The sequence below is a fragment of the Streptomyces sp. NPDC017529 genome, assembly GCF_044329785.1.
Classification (GTDB): domain Bacteria; phylum Actinomycetota; class Actinomycetes; order Streptomycetales; family Streptomycetaceae; genus Streptomyces.
In genome coordinates, this window is record NZ_JBIRJY010000013.1 from 113,317 (window position 1) to 129,849 (window position 16,533).

Consider the following 16,533-nt stretch of genomic DNA (forward strand, 5'->3'; position numbering starts at 1 on the left):
GTCAGCGGGGCGGCACGGCTCCGAGACCCTGGTGCTGGACGTAGCGGCCCAGCGCCGTCAGCGGGAAGACGTGCCGGTAGTACTCATACTGCAAGGCCACGACCCGGGGGATGCCCGTGCCGGTGAACTGCGGCTCCTCCCAGGTGCCGTCGTCGGCCTGCCGTCCGGTCAGCCAGCGGACCCCGGACCGTACCGCGGCACTGTCGCGTTCTCCCGCGGCGAGCAGCGCGATCAGCGCCCAGGCGGTCTGTGAAGGGGTGGACGCGCTGCGTCCCGCGCACCCCGGGTCGGCGTACGCGTGCCAGTGCTCGCCCCAGCCGCCGTCCGGCTGCTGTACGGACGTCAGCCAGTCGACGGCCCGCCGGACGGCCACATGGCCGCTGGGGACACCGGCGGCGGCGAGGGCCGGCAGGGCACAGCCGGTGCCGTAGACGTAGTTCACTCCCCAGCGCCCGAACCAGGCACCGCTGTCCTCCTGCTGCGCCAGCAGCCAGCGGACCCCGCGCCGGCTACGTGGGTCGTCACGCAGCCCGAGGGCGGCCAGCGCCTCCACCACATGGGCGGTGATGTCCGAGGTGGGAGGGTCGACGCAGTACTCGCCGACGTCGAAGAAGGGGAGTTTGCCGGGCAGTGTGCCGGTGTTGTCGGCGTCGAAGGCCGCCCACCCGCCGTTACCGCTCTGCATGCCGAGGAGCCACCGGGCTCCCCGGCTGATCGCGTCGTCGGCCTTCGCCTGGTCGGGGTGGGCGACGCGGCACAGCGCGAGAGCCACCGCCGAGGTGTCGTCGGTGTCGGGGTAGTTCTGGTTGTAGGCCTGGAACGGCCAGGCGCCGGGGGCGAGGCCGGGGCGCTGCACGGCCCAGTCGCCGGGCCGGTCGGTCTGCCGGGAGAGCAGCCAGTCGGCGGCCCTGACCAGTGCCGGGTGGCCGGGAGCCAGGCCGGCGTCGACGAGTGCGATGGTGGTCAACGCGGTGTCCCAGACCGGGCTCTGCACAGTCTGCAGCTTGCGCAGGCCGTCCTCCGTCCAGACGACGCAGTCTTCCAGGAAGCGGAGGCCGGCCTTGAGCACCGGATGGTCCTTCGAGTAGCCCTCCAGGCGCAGGGCCAGGAGCACGAAGGTGGTCGCCGGGGTGCACGGCCCCCAGCTGCCGTCCGTCTCCTGGTGTTCGAGGATCCAGCGGACACACCGGTTCGTGGCGGCCCGGCGTACGGAGCGGGGGCCGATCCCGCGGCAGGCGCGCACCGTGGCGTTCAGGCGGTGGAAGACGCCCTCCCGGCTGTTGATCGGCGGCGGTGTCCGGTCGGGGGTGCCGGAGGTGGCGAAGAGCTCGCCGATGCCGAAGGGCGCCGGATGCACCGGCCGGTGCGCGCTGATGACGCACAGCGCCACGAGTGACGGGCGGACGATGGCGCTGAAGGAGTAGATGCTCAGCGGCGCCTTCCTGGGCAGGGCGATGATCTCCGGCGGGATCTCGGGGAGGTCGTCCCAGCTCCACCAGCCGAACATGGCGAGCCACACACGGGCCGTCAGCTGGGCGGCCTCGACGCCGCCCTGCTCGCGTACCCATGCCGCGCACCGGAGCATGTGCTCCTCGTCCGGGCGGTCGCCGGCGAGCCGGAGTGCGACGTAGCACTGCACGGTGCTTCCCAGGTGGCCCGCGTCGCCGAAGGCCAGCGGCCAGGAGCCGTCCGCGCTCTGGTTGGCCCGGATCCACCGGCCGGTCGCCTCGGTCACGCGCTCGTCCACGATCCCCAGGAGGTGCCGCAGGAACAGGTTGTGCGCGTCGTAGCTCATGTCGGACTGGAAGAAGCCCTTCCACCAGCCCTCCTCGTGCTGCCGGGCCAGCAGGTGGTCCGTGGCCCGCAGCACCGCGCGCTGAGCCGCTTCCTCGGTCTCGTCGGACGGGGGAAAGGCGAACGTGACGCCCGCGTCCCCTGCCGGGAGCGGGCTCGTGCTCCTTGGCGCGTCGTCGGCTGTCGTCGTCATGGGGCTCCTGCACCTCGCTGGTGGTCCGGAATCGTGTGCGCCGCATCGGCGGTCGCCGCCCACGGCGGAGAGCCGCGGGACCGGAATGACGCAGGTACCCACGGCGGAAAACAGCCTCAAGGGCCGAATGCCGCAAAACTATCCGAGGCCATGGGCGGCCGCACCCGGGCACGCGAAATATCACCTGTCTGCCCCGCGCTTTTCCCCCCGTCCAGAGAGGGAGAGGTGACGGCCGCCGTGTCCGGGTCAGCCGAGCGTCCGGTTCGCCGTCCGTCACGGCGTCTTCGTGGCGACGTTCAACTACCGCTGGGATTTGAGGGGTTCGGCGCCGGTGGCCAGGTGGTGGAGTTCGGTGGCGATGGTGGGCCAGGCCGGGGCCGGGAGCTCGTGGCCGGTGGCGGGCAGCAGGACGAGGCGGGCGCCGGGGACGCGGCGGGCGATCGTCCGTGCGGCGGTGGGCTTGATCAGGGGATCGTCCGCACCGTGCAGGACCAGCGTGGGGCAGGCGACGGCGCTGATCGGCGGACCGTGCCACTGGGCGCCGATCTGGCGGCTCTGCGCCTGCGCGTCGTGCAGACCGCGGTCGGCGTTGCGGGCAGCGGTACGGCGGGCAGCCTGTTCGTCGAACGGGCGGGCCGGTGAGGCCAGAAGGCGGGTGACGGCGACGCCTGCCGCGACCGTGCCTTCGGGGGTGTCGGGGAACTTCAGGCGGGCGAATTTCGCGAGCGTTCCCAGCCTCACGTAGCGCAGCGTGCCCAGTCCCGCGGCGTCGCCCGGCACGGCCGCCATCGACGTCAGCGTGCGGACCCGGCCGGGATGGCGCAGGGCGAGGCGTTGGGCGACGGCGCCGCCGAGCGACACGCCGAACAGGTGCGCCGACCGCCACCCCAACGCGTCCAGCACGGCCGCCGCGTCATCCGCCACGTCCTCGGCCGTGTACGCCTCGCCGCGCCGGGCGAACAAGGCGGTGAGCGGGTTGCGGACAGGCGCTGGAGGCAGGTGCGTGGAGGCGCCGCCGTCGCGCGGGTCGTAGCGGGCCACGGCGAAACCCTGGGCGGCGAGCAGGCGGCACAGGCCGTCGGGGAACCAGAGGCGGCCGGCGCCCAGCCCCGTCATCAGCAGCAGCGGTTCACTGTCCGGCGGCGCCGGCAACTGGTCGACGGCCAGCCGTATCCGCCCGTTGCGGGCCCAGCGGACCGGGTTCCACGGGAGCTCCGGGGTGATGGGTGTGGGTTCGGACATGTTCGTGCCCTTTCGGATGGCTGGACGCGGGGCCCGCTCGGCGTCGGCTGCGGGCGCCGCCATTCCACGACTGCCTGGCGGCCACCGCGAACGAAACTGCGATCGGCGTTCGCGGTTTAGGATACGGAGGAACGTACGGGATGCAAAGAGAGCAAGGAGATCGGGCATGGCGGAGCGGGAAGCCGTGAATGTCTGGACGCGGCCCGAACGGGGGACGCGCGGGCCGGCGCCCGAGTACAGCCGCGCCCGCCTGACCGCCGCCGCGGTGGAACTGGCCGACGAGCACGGGCTGGCGGCAGTCTCCATGCGGAAGGTTGCCGAGGCGCTGGGCACCGGGCCCGCGTCCCTGTACCGCTACCTGGCGTGCCGGGACGACCTCGTCGACCTGATGGCGGACGCGGTGACCGGCGACATCGATCTCCGCGTCGCCCTCACCGGCGACCCCGTGGAGGACCTGGTCGCACTGGCACTGCGGACCAAGTCCGTGCATCTGTGTCACCCCTGGCTCGCCGACGTACCGCCCGAGCGGCTGCGCATAGGCCCGAACGGCCTGGACTACCTGGAGTACGCCCTGCGCGCCATGGCTCCCGTGGCGCTGCCGGGGCGGGCCAAGACGGAGGCGGTGGCCCTGATGAGTGCCGTAGTGACGCTCTTCGCCCGCAACGAACTGCACGACAGGCACACATCCGACAACCGCCGGCAGGCGCAGGCCGCCTATCTGCTCGAAGCCGCCGCCCGCGGACGGCACCCACACCTCGCCGCGGCACTCCAGGAGCCGCACGGCACGACGGCGGACTCGACGGCGGACGCAACGTCGGTGGCGGATACGCAAGACCAGTTCGCGGGCCTGATACGCCGCGTCCTCCACGGACTCCTCACCCCCGAGCCCTCGCCGGGCGCATGACTCCCGCACCAACCTCTCCCATCGATTGTTTTTCGATAGGAACCTATTGATAATCGATACATGCATCGCTTCTTCATAGCCGCACTCCGGGCCGTCATCGCCGTAGCGATCCTGATCGGCCTCTTCGGCCAGGCAGTCGTCATCCCCGCGACGGCAGCCGACGAGGTCGACCGCTTCCCGCCGTACGCGCCGTTCGCCGTGCCTTACGCGGCGGTGGCGATCGCCGGCGTCGCCTGTGTCCAAGTCGCGCTCGCGGCCGTGTGGATGCTGCTCACCATGGTCCAGCGCGACGCGATCTTCACCCCGCGGGCCTTTCGGTGGGTAGACACCGTCATCGGTGCCGCGATCGTCGCGACGCTGCTGGCCATCGGCGTCACCGGGCACCTGGCCGTGGCCGAGATCCCCTCCCCCGACGACGGCATGGACGTCGTCAGCGCGCTGGGCGCAGCGACCGCGAGCGTCGGCGTGGGAGCGGCGTTCGTGATGCTCGTCGTCGTCATGCGGAGCCTCTTGCGCAAGGCGACGGAGTTGCAGACCGAGATGGCCGAGGTGGTCTGATGGCCATCGTCGTCGAACTCGACCTCCAACTCGCCCGACGCGGCCTGTCGGTGGGCGAGTTCGCCGAGGCCGTCGGCATCACGCCCGCCAACATCGCCGTACTGAAGAACGGCCGCGCGAAGGCGGTGCGGTTCACGACGCTCGACGCGATCTGCCGCACACTCGGCTGCCAGCCCGGTGACGTGCTGCGTTGGGTGCCTGACGAGGGTACGGACGAAGGCCGGAGCCCTGACAGCCGGTAGCCGCGGGCCACCCGGGTGCCTCGGACGGAATGCGGGCTCCGGCAAGAGCGGGTGTGCTGGTAAGCCCAGGATGTCTGTTTCGGAGGAGTGATGAGCATGCGCGTACGTCTCGCCTTGGCCGGTGCGGCCTTGGCTGCCGCCACGGTTGTTCCCGTAGCAACCGCCGCCGAAGCCGTGGACGGCCCCGCGGGCGCATCGAAGAGCGACGCCAAGGCCGATACCAAGGCCGATACGCCAGGCTCGGACTTCGCCGCGGTCCCCCAAGCCAATCGCGAGCTTGTCGGCCGCATCATGACCGGCCTCGCCTGACCCCACTGCACTCCGCCCGCCACCGGCTAGCAGGAGTTGGAGCCGGTGGCGTCCGCGGGGGTGGTGTGGGGCTTCGGGGCCGGGGCCAGGACCAGGGGGAGGTACACGTTGTCGACGATGTCGGTGACGGTGTCCTCCCCGACGGGAGCCCCGAACAGCAGGAACTCGTTGCGCAGCAGGTCGGTGGCGACGGTCGCCCGCCGGGAGCCGAGGACCCACGGCTCGACCTCGCCGCGCTCGACGGCCCGCCGCAGGATGATCCGGATCACCGCGGGGCCGACCTTGTGGACGTGTTCGCGGATCAGCCTGGCCAGCTCGGGGTCGCGGGACATCTCGGCGAGCAGGCCGCGCAGGATGCCGCCGATCGGGCTGGCCATCTTCGCCGACATCTGCCGCAGCAGGGCGATCGTGTCGGTGCGCAGCGATCCGGTGTCGGGGAGGTCGACCTCGGAGAAGCCCCGCACCTTGCAGGCGTCCAGGACGAGTTCGGCGCGGCCGGGCCAGCGGCGGTAGAGGGCGGCCTTGCTCGTACGGGCCCGGGCGGCCACCCGTTCCATGGTCAGCGCGGCGTACCCCACCTCGGTGAGTTCTTCCAGGGTCGCCGCGCGGATGGCGTTTTCCAGTTCCTCGCCTCGGCGGCGGGGGCCTTTGCGGTGGTCAGCGGCCGTTTCCGCGATTCGGTCGTCGCTCGGTGACTGCATGACTCCTCAAAGTTTGCCGAGAGGACGTTGCGTTCTCTAGGGGGGCAGCCTAGCCTGCCAGTTAGAGAACTGACCGTTCTTTAAGTGTCAGCGCCTTCAAGGGGATCCATGACCGAGACCGCTGCAACACTCCACGCACACGACACTCCCGCCTTCCCGAGCAACCGCACCTGCCCCTACCAACTGCCCGCGCAGTACGCCGAATTACGAGACAAGCAAGGCTCGTTGCACAAGGTGAGCCTCTTCGACGGCCGCCAGGCATGGGTGGTCACCAAGCACGAAACGGCACGCAAACTGCTGGCCGACCCCCGGCTGTCGTCCGACCGCAGGCACGCCGGCTTCCCCCTCACCTCGCCGCGCTTGCAGGGTCTGCGCAACCGGCGCCCCGCGTTCATCGGCATGGACCCGCCGGAGCACGGGGCCCGACGGCGCATGACCATCAGCGAGTTCACCGTCAAGCGCATCAAGGGGATGCGCACCGACATCGAACGCATCGTGCACGGCTTCATCGACGAGATGCTCGCCGCCGGCCCACCGGCCGACCTGGTCAGCCGGTTCGCGCTGCCGGTGCCCTCCATGGTGATCTGCCAACTGCTCGGCGTGCCCTACGCCGACCACGACTTCTTCCAGGACGCCAGCAGGCGCCTGGTGCAGTCGACGTCCGCCGCCGAGGCGACCGGAGCGCGCGACGACATGGAGCGCTACTTCGACGAGCTGATCACCAAGCTGGAGGCCGAACCCGGCTCGGGACTGCTCGGCAGCCTGGTCACCCGGCAGCTGGCGGACGGCGCGATCGACCGCGAGGAACTCATCTCGAACGCGCTGCTGCTGCTCGTCGCCGGCCACGAGACCACGGCCTCGATGACCTCGCTCAGCGTGATCACCCTGCTGGAACACCCCGACCAGCACGCGGCCCTGCGGGCCGATCCCGGCCTGGTACCCGGCGCGGTGGAAGAACTGCTGCGCTACCTCGCCATCGCCGACATCGCGGGCTCCCGCTTCGCCACGGCCGACATCGAGATCGACGGGCAGCTCATCCGGGCGGGCGAAGGGGTGATCGTCACCCATTCCATCGCCAACCGCGACCCCTCGGTCTTCGCCGACCCGGACACCTTCGACGTGCGCCGCTCGGCCCGCCACCACCTCGCCTTCGGCTACGGCGTCCACCAGTGCCTCGGCCAGAACCTGGCCCGCCTGGAAATCGAAATCATCCTCACCGCACTGTTCGACCGCATTCCGACGCTGCGGCTGGCCGTACCGGTCGACGAGCTGACGCTGCGCCCCGGCACCACCATCCAAGGCGTCAACGAACTCCCGGTCACCTGGTGACCGCGGCGAAGGGAGCGACCATGCGGGTGACCGCCGACCGGACCGTGTGCGTCGGCGCGGGCATGTGCGCGCTGACCGCACCCGAAGTCTTCGACCAGGACGACGAAGGTCTCGTCACGGTCCTCGTGTCCGAACCGGACGAGGAGGACCGCGAGGCCGTGCGGGACGCCGGCGCCCTGTGCCCTTCCGGGGCGGTACGGGTATCCGAGTAGGGGCGGCGCGGGCCGGTCCCGGGTGCCTGTCAGCGCGGCTCAGAATTGGCAGAAGGCATACAGGTTTCCGGCGGGCGGGAACCCGCCGTCCGCCGGAAGCGGGCTGATGACGACCCGAGCCTCCTCGTTACTGTGGTACGAGCACGGCTCCGTGCCCTGGCCCAGTAGCAGCGCATTGCCGCCGCGGCGCCAGCCCGTATACCGATGCTGCCCGCCGGGGAGGTCCGGGTCCCTGACGACGGTGTCCAGCTCGGGCGGTCCCAGCAGCGTACGGAACCGGCCGGCGGCATCCGCGAAATGCGCGTCGTACTCCGCGCGGCCGGCGCCCTTCCGGCTGGTCCAGCCCGGCAGGCCGCCCCAGGAGTCCTCGGTGAACGCGCAGTCCGGGCCGACCTCGTACAGCTCGGTGAACGGCATCAGGAAGGCGTGGTCGCCGTCGTAGACGTGGTGGCCGGTCCCGGTGACGAAGCGCGCCATGAACGACAGCTCGGTCTCCGCGTCGTCCCTCCAGCCCAAGGCGCGCATCGCCGCCTCGCCGGCCTCCCAGGCGCCCTCCCCGTGCCACCGAAGATCCGCCAGGTTCACGATCTGCCGGGCCAGCTCCGGGGTGACCGGGCAGACGGCCACGTAGCGCGCGGCTGCGTCCTCGCTGCCGTTTCCGCTCTCGCCGGAGGCCTCGGCGCCGGTGCGGTCCTCTCCCCGTTCCAGCACGATGTCGTTTTCCGTCCCCTGTGACTGCTGATGCTGATGCTGATCGGCACCTTACGTTCCTGATCACGTGAAGTCCGAAACGGGCTACACGGTGGCCGGGTGCCGGTGGGGCACGGCGTCAGACGGGGCGGAACAGCTCCCAGGTGTCGACGGCGTAGTCGAGGGTCATGCCGTGCCGTTCGTACAGTGCGAGTGCGCCGCTGCCGTTGCCGGTGTCCACGCCGAGGCCGATCCGGTCGCGGCCCAGCGCCGCATAGCTCGCGAAGGCGTGGCGCAGGAGATGGCTGCCCAGCCCCTGGCCCCGGGCCTGGCTCAGGACGCCGAGCCGGCTGATCCAGGCCATGGCCTCGCGGTCGTTCCGGCTGTACAGCGCGGCGACGTCGCCGAGTCCCCCGACGTGGGCAAGCCACATCAGTGACCAGTCGGCGCGGTCGGCGTCGATGTCTTGAGGTGCAGGTGGACGACCGCTCGCGCCGCCCCGTTGGTGGCTGCTCGCTCCATGGCCCGCGCTTCCATCAGGTCGAACAAGTGGAGGGCGCCCAGCGGCCGGCCGGGCAGGGTGTAGTGGTCCATGTCGATCCGCTCGCCGCCGGACTCGTCCCACAAGAGGCCGTACGCGATGAGCCGGTCGCCCTCGAACATCAGCCAGGAGTCGTGTTCGAGGTCCGCCTCCGGATGCTTCAGGTCGCTCTGGACGAGGCGCAGGTCGGTGTCCGGGCGGCCTATTTCCAGCAGGTCGACCTCGTTGAGCAGCGCACACACCGCCGCCGCGTCCTCAAGCGCCGCCGGGCGCACGGTCAGGCCGGGCGGCGGGGTCATGGGCTGGGTCATGGAAGAACTGTCCGGCGCGGACGGGCCGGCCCGCAACGGGCTTTTCGCGGTGGAAGAGTTCGCGCGCGGGCGTCGGCAAGGACGCCCGCGCGCCGGGGAGTTACGGGCGGGCGGAGTGGGCGGAGCCGAGTCGGGTGAGGTCCACCGAGTCGGCGCCCTGATGTGGTGCGGGGAGGAGGACGCAGGCACCCGCTATGACTGCCAGTGCGGCCGCGAGGGAGGCCATGCCCGTACGTCCGCGGGCCCAGCGGGCCTTGAAGCGTATGGGGTCCTCGACGAGTGTCTTGGAAAGGAAGCCGACGGCCAGCGAGAGGGTCACGAGGACCGCCGTACGGGCCCAGCCACCGAAGCCGAGGCGTTCTTCAGAGAGGAACAAGTAGATCGGCCAGTGCCATAGGTAGAGGCTGTACGAGGCGCCGCCCAGTGAGCGCAGTGGCGTGCTGCCCAGGAGGCGGCCCGCCGGGCTGGACGGTGCGTGCGCGAGCAGCGCGATGAGCAGGGCGGCGGCCAGGGAGTGGAGGAAGAGTCCGCCACGGAACAGCAACGGCGCGTTCGGTCCGTCGGTGAGGAACCAGTACGCTCCGATCCCGCAGGCCAGGACGGCGCAGAGCGCGCCGGCCAGCCGGGCGCTGGTCTTCGACAGTGCCCGGCGGACCGGGTCGGTGGCCATCAGTGCGCCCAGCAGCAGCGAGAAGGCGCGGGTGTCGGTGCCCTCGTACACGCGGGTGGTGTCCGGCCCTTGGGTGAGGGCGATCATCAGCGCCAGGGACGCGAGGGCACCGGCGGCGGCGACCACGGGTACGAGCCGGCGCGTGGTCCGCCTTCGGACGAGGGCGGCGACCACCAGTGGCCAGACCGCGTAGAACTGCCACTCGACGCCGATGCTCCACAGGTGACTGAAGACGCGGGTGTCGGCATCGTTCCAGTAGCCGACCTGCTCGCTGACGAAGTGCCAGTTCGCCGCCTGGAGCGCTGCCCACGGGCCGTCCTCCAGGGCGAAGGCGAGGAGGTACGGTGGCCCCACCGCCCACGCCAGGAGCAGCGTGACGACGATCAGCACCGTCACCGCGGGCAGCAGGCGGCGTGCCCGGCGTTGCCAGAACGCGGTGAGACCGATGGCACCGCGCCGGTCCGCCGCTTCCTTGAGCAGCAGGCCGGTAATCAGGAAGCCGGAGAGGACGAAGAACAGATCGACGCCGAGGAACCCGCCGCCGAAGTGTCCCGCGTGGAAGAACAGGACACCGAGTACGGCGAGGCCGCGGAGGCCGTCCAGTGGCGTGATGTGACGGCCGCCCGCGCGCGGACGGCCGTGCCCGCGGCGACGGGCGGGCGGCGCGGTTCCGGACGGCGTGGAGGCCGGTGAGGTCACGGGCATCGCGGTGTCAGCCGCACTTGAGCTGGTTGTAGACCTTGTCCCCGGTCCAGGAGCCCTTCGCCCACTGGTCCGCGGGCGCAGGCGTGAAGGCGTAGTACCGGCTCAACCGGCCGCCGAACCAGTTGGCGAAGGCTGCCGAGCCCTGCTGGCAGGAGTGGATGCCGTCCTTGCTGCGCTGGGCCTTGGCCGCGGCGCTGTCGGTGCCCCACAGCTCGGAGGCGTCGAGGAAGCGGACCCGGTCCGCGTTCTTGTCCGCGATCTCCTTGGCCGCCTTCGGGGCGGACGCGACGGCGGCCTCGTGTCCCTTGTAGAACTCGTCGATCTTGAAGGGCGGCGCGGAGACGAGGACGAGTTCGGCGCCCGCGTCCTCGGCGGCCTTGGCGAGCCGTGCGTAGGAGTCCCTCTGCTGGGCCTGGGTGCCCCAGTCGTAGGTGGTGACCTGGTAGGCGATGACGTCGGGGTGGAAGGAGTCGACCGCCTTGGCCAGGTCCTTGAACGTATCCTCGGCGAACGTGCCGGTGGGGCCGTCGCCCTTGACGACCGTGCCACCGCCGGCGGAGGCGACGGACGTGAACTCCACACCGCTCGCCTTCATGGCGGCGCCGAGCGCCGGGGCCTCGGCCTCGGCGATCGAGTCGCCCATCCAGAGCATCTTCGACAGTTTCTTGCCGTCGGCCTTTCCTGCCGGCGGGGTCGCGGCGGAGGCGTCGTCGCCGGACGCCGACTGGCCGCACCCGGAGAGGGCGAGCGCGGCCGTACCCGCGGCCAGGACGGCGACGAAGGCCGTCATCGGGGCGCTGCGCCGCCCGGGGCGGCGGGCCGGGGCCGCGGACGTGGTGACGTGGTCGGCCTGGGGGGCGAGGGGCGGAACGTTCCCGCTGTTCGTGCTGTGCATGGTGTCGAGGTAAACACGGTGCACGGGCCGTTTCGGGCCTCGTCATCTGCCGCTCACAGACCGGGGAAACCGCCGTCATACAGCGCGCACAAGGTGATCGAACATCCGGTCACGGGGCCGCCTGGCCGCCCGCGGCGCGCCGCCCCTCCCCTGGCCCGCTCCTTCCCCGGCCCGCTCCTCCCCCGGCCCGCCCCGGCCTCGGCTACGCGCCGACCGATCCGGCCGCGTGGTGTTCGGCGGCCCGCTGGGCCAGTTGTGACCAGCTGTCCGAGCAGTCCCTGGCCAGTTGGGCGATGACGCTCCGGCAGTTCTGCGGTATACCGGCCGAGATCTTGTCCCACTCCTCGGTGCTGATCGCGTGGATGCCGAGCAGCCGCAGCAGGGTGCGGCCGGTGTCGCTGTACCGCAGGGTCGGGTCGCCCTTGAGCCGGTTGACGACCTCCTTCCGGTCCGGCACGGGCAGCCGCCCGTAAGCCGCCACCCGGTCGGCCGCCCGGGGCGGCACCGCGGCCCGGTCCGTCGCACTTCCTCGCCGGCCGGGACCGGTTCCCCCACCGCGCCGCTCCCGCACGTCCCGCTCCTGGAGCAGAGGGTCCTCGCCGCGGCGGACCCGGTTGCGTACGTCGCGGGCGGTTTCGGGGGAGATGCCCGCCGCGCGGGCGATCTGCCGGAGCGAGAGGCCCGGGTCCGCCGCGATGAGGTCACCGGCGAGCCTGCGGCCCTCGGCGCCGTCGAGCGGCCGGAACCGGCCGTCCTGGCCGACCCGGCCACGCCTGCCGTTCCCGGTGGTCGCGGCGCTGGGCAGCTGCCGGCGGATCTTGGCCACCGTCGCCGGGGCCATGCCGACGGTCGAGGCGATCATCCGGTTCGACCACACGGGGTGCGAGCCGATGATGCGTGCGGCCGCGGCCTTGCGGTCCGCCTTGGTGAGCGGCAGGCCGTGGGCGGCGTTGGACTCGACGGCGAGGACGAAGGCGTCCGCCTCGTCGCCGTCGAAGAATCTGACGCCTATGGTGCACTGGCCGCGCCGTTCCGCCGCGCGCAGCCGGTGCATGCCGTCGATCACCCGCAGCGTGTCCCGGTGGGCGATGATGGGCGGCAGCGGCGTGTCCGTCACCGCCAGCATCTCGACGTGGTCCTGATTCGCCCCTGCCACCCTCGGGGAATCACTGACCGACAACGCGCCGACCTCGACCTCGACGATCCTTCGCATATCGACCTGCGCCTGCTCAGGTTCCATCCCCGCTCCCCCGCTTCGGCGCGCTCGGCGCGGCGGGCCGGGAGCCACCGGTCCGTCCCCACGCCCGGTGGCTCCGCCACACCGCCACAGCCGGCCGCTGCCGGGTGACTGTGGTCGTACGGCATTCCGCCCGGATCACGGTGGGCTTGGTCGGCCCTGTGTATGTGGCGTGCAGATGCCGTCGTGTTGCGATGTTGAGGCGGTGCGCCGGACCTGGGAAGAGGCCCCTTGTCCAGGACTTGTCCGGGACTTGTCCGGCCTGCTCAGCCCGGGGGACCGAGTCAAATCCGAACAATGGCGAACAGGTTGGCCGGGGGAAGCGGGACGAGCCGGGCCGGCCGTTCCGGACGGTCCGGCTCGTCCCGCTTCCCCCGCCCGTCCGCTACCGCGCGCCGAACACCTGGGTCCACGTCGGCCCGCCGGGGCCGTCGTGGGCGCCGACGCCGGTCTCCTTGAAGGCGCAGTTGAGGATGTTCGCCCGGTGGCCGGGACTGTTCATCCAGCTCTTCATGACGTCGGCGGGCGTGCGCTGGCCCCTGGCGATGTTCTCGCCGTACGTACTCCACTGGTATCCGGCGGCCTTGATCCGGGCGCCGGGGTCCGTGCCGTCCGGGCTGGTGTGGTCGAAGTAGTTCCGGGCGTCCATGTCCTGGGAATGGCGCGCGGCGGCCGTGTCGAGCTGGGAGTTTTCGCTCACGGGCCCGCAGCCCTGTTTGGCGCGTTCGGTATTGACCAGCGCGGTGACCTGCTGGGCGAAGGACGAGTGGCCGCCTGCGGAACCCGAGGCCGGGGCGGGGTCGGCCGAGGAGGGGCGCGGCGCCGGACGGGTCGGCTCGGTGGGCGCCTTCTTCTTGCGCGGGGTGTGCGGCTCCTTGGAGGGCGACGCCGAGGGGGTGGGGGTCGGGCTCTGGCTGGTCCGGGAGGGCGAAGGGCTCGCCGGGGGCGTGTTCGCCGGGTGGCCCGCCAGGGGTGCCGACTCGGGCTCGGTGGCGGCCCGGGTGGCGCCCGGCTCGTCCTCGGGCCCTGACCCGATCAGCGGGAGTACGCCACCCACCGTCGCCAGGGCGGCCGCGGCCACGGCTGCCGCGGTGACGGCGCGACGGCGGCGGACACGGCGGTCCTGCCGCAGCGCGTCGCGGGCCTGGGCCCGTCCGCCCGCGGAAGAGGAGGCGCCGCCCACCACGGGTCCGCCCGCGGAGCGGGATATCCCGCTCGTCGCGGGGGTCACGGCGGGCTGCTGGGCGGCCGCGAGCACCGGGCTCTCCACGGTGTCCGGGGTGAGCGCCGCGGCCAGCGGCACCAGGGCCAGGCCGACGAGCAGCCGGTCGGCGGGCACCAGCCCGGACGAGAACGCGGAGCAGACCGTGCACTCGCGGGCGTGCCGCGCGATGCGCTTGCGCCACAGCGCGGACGGCGCCCCGTCCCACTGCTCGACCACCGATTCCAGCAGCACGCACCGCGGCTGTGCCGACAGCGCGCGCACCACCACGCGGGAGGCCTCCAGCTGGGACTTCATCCGCTGTACCCGTACGGCCGTGTGCTGGGGCGTCAGCTCCAGGGCCGCGGCGACCTCGGCCCTGGTCAGTTCGCCGGCCGCCTCCAGCCACCACAGGGACAGCAGCTCGCGGTCGGCCTCGTCGAGCCAGCGGGTGGCTTCGGCGACCTCCTTGCGCTGTCCCGACAGACCGAGGCGGACGATGGTCAGCCCGACGAAGTCGGCACGGGGGTCGGGTACGTCGTACGCGTCGTCCAGGCCGCCGTCCACGGGTACGGCCCGGTCCTGCCGCCAGTGGGTCCGTATCTGGTTCATCGTGATGGCCACCAGCCACGACCGGAATCCGGCCGGGTCCCGCAGGTCACCGAGGCTGTTGATGGCCCGGAGCATGGTCTCCTGCGCCACGTCGTCCACGTCCGCGTGGCCGTGCAGCGCCCGCCCCACGATGTTGTACACCAGGGGCATGGACTCGGTGACGAGCCGGTCCCTGGCCCGACCGTCCCCCGCCTGTGCGGCCGTAATCACCGCAGGGTCGAGTTCGCTGCTCACGCTCTGTCCACTCTCTCTCGACTCGGGCCTGTTCCGTCCCACACTCAGGAGATGCAGCGGGGGCCGGGCCGATAACAGAAATCGAGCAATCATCCGTCGGATTCGCTCATGAGAGCGAAACGATACGGGGTGGCGGGCGACGTCACGCAGGCGGCACAGGGTGCACGGACGGGCCTTACAGGCCGGTGACCAGGCAGGCCGGGGCCGAAGAGGCGCTCCCCGTCCCCCTCCCGGCCCACAGCCCTCGGGACACGTGCAAAATCTCTCCGGCGGGGCGCGCATCCATCGGTGCGCCTCCTGCGTCTCACGAGCGAGCCACTTCCCCATGTGGCCGCACTTCAGGGGCATTTGGAGAAAACACGTTGAAAACACGTATTAAGGGCGTGCGTCGTCTGTCCGCGACTGCCGTCACCGCCGCGGGAGCCGTCCTGATGACCGGGGCGTTCGCCGCTCCGGCGCAGGCCGCGGCCCCCAAGGCACCCGCGATCACCGCTCCGGGCGGTTTCGTGATGAACAACGGCACCGGCAAGGCCCTGTTCACCAAGGCGGCGGACGCCCGCCGTTCGATCGGCTCCACCACCAAGATCATGACCGCTCAGGTGGTGCTGACGCAGAAGAAGCTCAACCTGGACACGAAGGTCACCGTCGACAAGGCGTACAGCGACTACATCGTCGCCAAGACCGCCTCCTCGGCGCGCCTCATCGTCGGGGACAAGGTCACCGTCCGCCAGCTCCTGTACGGGCTGATGCTCCCGTCCGGCTGCGACGCGGCGTACGCGCTCGCCGACAAGTTCGGCACCGGGTCCACCCGGGCGGCGCGCGTGAAGTCGTTCATCGGCCAGATGAACACCTCGGCCAAGAACCTGGGTCTGAAGAACACGCACTTCGATTCCTTCGACGGCATCGGCAACGGCGCGAACTACTCGACGCCGCGCGATCTGACGAAGCTGGCCTCCAGCGCGTTGAAGAACCCCACGTTCCGTACGGTCGTGCAGACGAAGGCGACCAAGCAGAAGGTCACCACGAAGAGCGGCGGCTACCGCTACATGTCGTGGACCAACACCAACAACCTGCTCGGCAGCTACCAGGGCACCATCGGCGTCAAGACCGGCTCGGGCCCGGAGGCCAAGTACTGCCTGGTCTTCGCCGCCACCCGGAACGGCAAGACGGTCATCGGCACGGTCCTGGCCTCGTCTTCGGCGGCCAACCGCACCGCCGACGCCAAGAAGCTGCTGGACTACGGCTTCAAGGCGTAGCGGATCGCGAGGGCCTGCCCGTGGCATCCGGTCGCGGGCAGGCCCTTCCTGCTGTCTTGTGCGGTACGGCGGATGCGCTACGGGCGCGTTCGCCGCCTTCCTCGCGCCGGCCGGTGACTACGCCCGGAGTTGGAAACGGGGGTCGGTCCACACGTCGGGAAGCGGCTTCTTCCAGTGCTGGGCCTGCGGGAAGAGCGCGTCGAAACGGTCACGTACCTTGCGGGCGAAGAACACCGGCAGCCAGGACCCGTCGTTGAATCCCAACTGGTAATGGCCCTTCGAGTGGTCCTTGCAATCGCGGACCCAGACCAGTTCCTGTGGCGTGCAACGCCAGCCCGGTTCCGGACGCAGCACCGCGTTCTTGCCCAGCCCGTGCTCGGATCCCAGGTAGACGAGCTGAGCACGGCGGTCGGTCATCAGCAGGATCTTGTGGGCGACCGGGCCGAGCGGCCGCAGGCCCCGCAGCAGGCCGCCGGCGAGACTGTCCCAAGGCCCCCAGAACGGTTCCTTCTTCTGCAGGGCCTTCTGGCGCCGCGCCGGGTCGCCGTAGTCTCCGCGCGGCGGATCACTCACACCGAGAAAGCCGAAGACGGCGCTGAACACGCGGTCCGACACGGAATCCCCCTGCCATGCGGGCACGCCGAACACGGGAATGTCCAGTTCCTTCGGCGGCCGGTCTTCGCGGAGCCGTCAGGGC

The 16,533-nt window shown here is 71.3% G+C and carries 16 protein-coding genes and 1 pseudogene; 7 read left to right on the plus strand and 10 right to left on the minus strand.

The genetic code is table 11. From position 1 onward, the window contains the following. Window position 1 precedes the first annotated feature (1 nt). Window positions 2-1,987 (minus strand): squalene--hopene cyclase, encoded by a 1,986-nt coding sequence (gene shc, locus ACH4K4_RS28565; RefSeq protein ID WP_398171246.1) that lies wholly within the window; start codon window positions 1,985-1,987, stop codon window positions 2-4. A 300-nt stretch (window positions 1,988-2,287) separates the two neighbouring features. After that, entirely contained in the window at window positions 2,288-3,229 is a 942-nt protein-coding gene (locus ACH4K4_RS28570; protein WP_398171248.1) for an alpha/beta fold hydrolase, read from the minus strand. A gap of 166 nt (window positions 3,230-3,395) precedes the next feature. Here ACH4K4_RS28570 and ACH4K4_RS28575 point away from each other — a divergent pair, with 166 nt between their 5' ends. From ACH4K4_RS28575 to ACH4K4_RS28590, 4 genes are all read left to right on the plus strand, one after another. Further along, entirely contained in the window at window positions 3,396-4,133 is a 738-nt protein-coding gene (locus ACH4K4_RS28575) for a TetR/AcrR family transcriptional regulator (RefSeq protein WP_398171250.1), read from the plus strand. Window positions 4,134-4,193: 60 nt separating this feature from the next. Further along, entirely contained in the window at window positions 4,194-4,691 is a 498-nt protein-coding gene (locus tag ACH4K4_RS28580) for a DUF2975 domain-containing protein (protein WP_398171252.1), read from the plus strand. Then, window positions 4,691-4,933, plus strand: coding sequence for a helix-turn-helix domain-containing protein (locus ACH4K4_RS28585; protein WP_398171254.1), 243 nt, complete (start codon window positions 4,691-4,693; stop codon window positions 4,931-4,933). Before ACH4K4_RS28580 ends, ACH4K4_RS28585 begins: the two co-directional genes overlap by 1 nt. 96 nt (window positions 4,934-5,029) lie before the next feature. Then, window positions 5,030-5,242, plus strand: a complete 213-nt coding sequence (locus tag ACH4K4_RS28590) for a hypothetical protein (RefSeq protein ID WP_398171256.1) — start codon at window positions 5,030-5,032, stop codon at window positions 5,240-5,242. A gap of 26 nt (window positions 5,243-5,268) precedes the next feature. On the opposite strand, the gene ACH4K4_RS28595 is transcribed toward ACH4K4_RS28590, so the two are convergent. Next, complete coding sequence (locus ACH4K4_RS28595; protein ID WP_398171258.1) at window positions 5,269-5,943, minus strand: TetR/AcrR family transcriptional regulator; 675 nt, start codon at window positions 5,941-5,943, stop codon at window positions 5,269-5,271. A gap of 108 nt (window positions 5,944-6,051) precedes the next feature. Between ACH4K4_RS28595 and ACH4K4_RS28600 the strand changes: the two genes are divergently transcribed. Together ACH4K4_RS28600 and ACH4K4_RS28605 are read left to right on the plus strand one after the other, a co-directional pair. Continuing rightward, on the plus strand, window positions 6,052-7,272 hold the full coding sequence (locus ACH4K4_RS28600; RefSeq protein ID WP_398171259.1) for a cytochrome P450: 1,221 nt from the start codon (window positions 6,052-6,054) through the stop codon (window positions 7,270-7,272). A 20-nt stretch (window positions 7,273-7,292) separates the two neighbouring features. Next, window positions 7,293-7,484 carry a ferredoxin gene (locus tag ACH4K4_RS28605; protein WP_398171261.1) on the plus strand — a complete coding sequence of 64 codons (192 nt, stop codon included), beginning with the start codon at window positions 7,293-7,295 and terminating at the stop codon, window positions 7,482-7,484. 39 nt (window positions 7,485-7,523) lie between these two features. Here ACH4K4_RS28605 and ACH4K4_RS28610 read toward each other — a convergent pair whose 3' ends face one another. The 6 genes and pseudogenes from ACH4K4_RS28610 to ACH4K4_RS28635 all read right to left on the minus strand — a co-directional run bounded on the left by ACH4K4_RS28610 (window position 7,524) and on the right by ACH4K4_RS28635 (window position 14,580). Then, on the minus strand, window positions 7,524-8,195 hold the full coding sequence (locus ACH4K4_RS28610) for a hypothetical protein (protein ID WP_398171263.1): 672 nt from the start codon (window positions 8,193-8,195) through the stop codon (window positions 7,524-7,526). Window positions 8,196-8,313: 118 nt separating this feature from the next. After that, window positions 8,314-9,026, minus strand: a pseudogene (locus ACH4K4_RS28615) (GNAT family N-acetyltransferase). Window positions 9,027-9,126: 100 nt separating this feature from the next. Next, window positions 9,127-10,395, minus strand: coding sequence for an acyltransferase family protein (locus ACH4K4_RS28620; RefSeq protein WP_398171265.1), 1,269 nt, complete (start codon window positions 10,393-10,395; stop codon window positions 9,127-9,129). Window positions 10,396-10,408: 13 nt separating this feature from the next. After that, a complete protein-coding gene (locus ACH4K4_RS28625) occupies window positions 10,409-11,296 on the minus strand; it encodes an SGNH/GDSL hydrolase family protein (protein WP_398171266.1) in 888 nt (295 codons plus the stop codon). 202 nt (window positions 11,297-11,498) lie between these two features. Continuing rightward, entirely contained in the window at window positions 11,499-12,536 is a 1,038-nt protein-coding gene (locus ACH4K4_RS28630; protein ID WP_398171268.1) for a streptomycin biosynthesis protein, read from the minus strand. 382 nt (window positions 12,537-12,918) lie between these two features. Further along, window positions 12,919-14,580, minus strand: a complete 1,662-nt coding sequence (locus tag ACH4K4_RS28635) for a sigma-70 family RNA polymerase sigma factor (protein WP_398171269.1) — start codon at window positions 14,578-14,580, stop codon at window positions 12,919-12,921. Between the two features lie 362 nt (window positions 14,581-14,942). On the opposite strand from ACH4K4_RS28635, the gene ACH4K4_RS28640 reads away from it, so the two are divergent. Next, window positions 14,943-15,836 carry a D-alanyl-D-alanine carboxypeptidase family protein gene (locus ACH4K4_RS28640; RefSeq protein WP_398171271.1) on the plus strand — a complete coding sequence of 298 codons (894 nt, stop codon included), beginning with the start codon at window positions 14,943-14,945 and terminating at the stop codon, window positions 15,834-15,836. 117 nt (window positions 15,837-15,953) lie between these two features. Here ACH4K4_RS28640 and ACH4K4_RS28645 read toward each other — a convergent pair whose 3' ends face one another. Continuing rightward, window positions 15,954-16,484 carry a hypothetical protein gene (locus ACH4K4_RS28645; protein ID WP_398171273.1) on the minus strand — a complete coding sequence of 177 codons (531 nt, stop codon included), beginning with the start codon at window positions 16,482-16,484 and terminating at the stop codon, window positions 15,954-15,956. Window positions 16,485-16,533: the final 49 nt, after the last annotated feature.

Coding starts and splice junctions, on each gene's coding strand:
- shc (WP_398171246.1), bottom strand. CDS start 1,987: ATGACGACGACAGCCGACGACGCGCCAAGGAGCACGAGCCCGCTCCCG.
- ACH4K4_RS28570 (WP_398171248.1), bottom strand. CDS start 3,229: ATGTCCGAACCCACACCCATCACCCCGGAGCTCCCGTGGAACCCGGTC.
- ACH4K4_RS28575 (WP_398171250.1), top strand. CDS start 3,396: ATGGCGGAGCGGGAAGCCGTGAATGTCTGGACGCGGCCCGAACGGGGG.
- ACH4K4_RS28580 (WP_398171252.1), top strand. CDS start 4,194: ATGCATCGCTTCTTCATAGCCGCACTCCGGGCCGTCATCGCCGTAGCG.
- ACH4K4_RS28585 (WP_398171254.1), top strand. CDS start 4,691: ATGGCCATCGTCGTCGAACTCGACCTCCAACTCGCCCGACGCGGCCTG.
- ACH4K4_RS28590 (WP_398171256.1), top strand. CDS start 5,030: ATGCGCGTACGTCTCGCCTTGGCCGGTGCGGCCTTGGCTGCCGCCACG.
- ACH4K4_RS28595 (WP_398171258.1), bottom strand. CDS start 5,943: ATGCAGTCACCGAGCGACGACCGAATCGCGGAAACGGCCGCTGACCAC.
- ACH4K4_RS28600 (WP_398171259.1), top strand. CDS start 6,052: ATGACCGAGACCGCTGCAACACTCCACGCACACGACACTCCCGCCTTC.
- ACH4K4_RS28605 (WP_398171261.1), top strand. CDS start 7,293: ATGCGGGTGACCGCCGACCGGACCGTGTGCGTCGGCGCGGGCATGTGC.
- ACH4K4_RS28625 (WP_398171266.1), bottom strand. CDS start 11,296: ATGCACAGCACGAACAGCGGGAACGTTCCGCCCCTCGCCCCCCAGGCC.
- ACH4K4_RS28630 (WP_398171268.1), bottom strand. CDS start 12,536: ATGGAACCTGAGCAGGCGCAGGTCGATATGCGAAGGATCGTCGAGGTC.